Below are 1,450 nucleotides of genomic sequence, written 5' to 3' on the forward strand. Positions count from 1 at the left end.
GCCTTTTTAAAGACAAGAATTGCGATTATGAACCAGTTCGATAAGAAGTCACTACTCTATCGAACCTTGAAAAATCACTGGCGACTCTTCCAAAAGTAAAGCCGTAAGTTATCTCTCAACCCTTTTTACTCAAAGACCTTCCGTCAAACTTTAGAACCACATGAAGTCGTTGAAAAGACACTGAATTTCTCAGAGGAACTCGCTAATTATTATAACCTCTATCAGCTGTTGCTGTTTCACTTTCAAGAGAAGAGGGGGGATGAGTTTTTTGAGCTCATAGAGGAGAATATAAGCAAGGTCAATCATTACTTCAAAACTGTCTTTAGGACTTTTCTTAGACACAAACAATACATCAAAAAACTCTAAGCAGGCTTAGCCTGCTCACTCATGACAGAAAAGAAAGTTCGGCTTATAATGAAGGTGAACAATACCAATCCGTTGTCTTTAATAGAGCTTTGCCTAGCCTGTATCATAAAGAATGAGATTCATAACTTCTTACAAAGTGCTAATATCAAACTAACCAGCTATCTTTCAGATATATTCTCTAAGACAGGACAGTCTCTTTTAATGCTCTTTGTCAATGGGGAACTCAATGATTATGACAATGTGACAGCTTGTATTCACAAGCATGTCAAAGCAAGTCCAGAAGAATTTATAGAGGCCATGAATAGGAAGTTGTCACTAGAGGATCGATTTCTCTTGGACCAAAGCCTAGAAGAATATCAATTGTACCAAAAACTCATGAATAAATTAACGAGTGAAATAATAGCTTATATCGAAAAGGAGTTTCCCTGAAGAAATAGATTACTTCAAACGATTCCTGGTGTGAGTGAAACTTGTGCAGTCACTATTTTAGCTGAGAATGGACCAGATGTAAAGGCCTTTCAATCGGACGCACACTTAGCTTCTTGGGCTGGACTCTGTCCAGGGTCTTATGAAAGTGCTGGCATTAAAAAATCCTCACACATCACGCAAGGAAATCGATATATCAAGTAGGCTTTGACCATGTCGGGATTGATTGCGGCTCACTCTAAAGACAATGCGTTTTAATCTTTTTATAGCAAAATTTCCCAAAGAGGAAGTAAGATGAAAGCCGTCATTGCTTGCGCACATAAGCTGCTTCGTATCATTTACAAAATTCTCGCAACACACCAAGAATACGACAAAGAAAAGTGCTAGGACTGAGGCAACAGTTCTAACACCAAAAATTTAAAAAATCTCAATTACAGTATAGCACAAGAAGAGTTTTTTGCGCTATTTTTGATGTTTTTCAAATAAAACGCACTAGAAACAGACTATTCAAACGCGAAACTTGAAGCGACTAATAAGTTGATTAAAGACATCAAACAGTTGGGGTTCGACTTAAGAAACTTTATCAACTTTAAGAAGCGTGTCTTCATCACTCTGAACATACAAAAAGAGAAAACCTATCAGGTTCTCTCTAGATGTT

At 37.3% G+C, this 1,450-nt stretch carries 1 protein-coding gene and 3 pseudogenes; all 4 read left to right on the top strand.

All coding sequences use genetic code 11. From position 1 onward, the window contains the following. Positions 1-357 (top strand): annotated as a pseudogene (locus AX662_RS10485) (ISL3 family transposase); the annotation flags it as partial. 30 nt (positions 358-387) lie between these two features. After that, a complete protein-coding gene (locus AX662_RS09670) occupies positions 388-795 on the top strand; it encodes a hypothetical protein (protein WP_231728434.1) in 408 nt (135 codons plus the stop codon). 18 nt (positions 796-813) lie between these two features. Then, positions 814-996, top strand: a pseudogene (locus tag AX662_RS11135) (transposase); the annotation flags it as partial. A gap of 282 nt (positions 997-1,278) precedes the next feature. Further along, a pseudogene (locus tag AX662_RS10615) lies at positions 1,279-1,445 on the top strand (transposase); the annotation flags it as partial. Between the last annotated feature and the right edge of the window lie 5 nt (positions 1,446-1,450).

The sequence above is a fragment of the Streptococcus sp. CCH5-D3 genome (assembly GCF_001556435.1).
Classification (GTDB): Bacteria; Bacillota; Bacilli; order Lactobacillales; family Streptococcaceae; genus Streptococcus.

Excerpts from the sequence above, each read along its gene's own strand:
- AX662_RS09670 (WP_231728434.1), top strand. The coding sequence starts at position 388 with ATGACAGAAAAGAAAGTTCGGCTTATAATGAAGGTGAACAATACCAAT.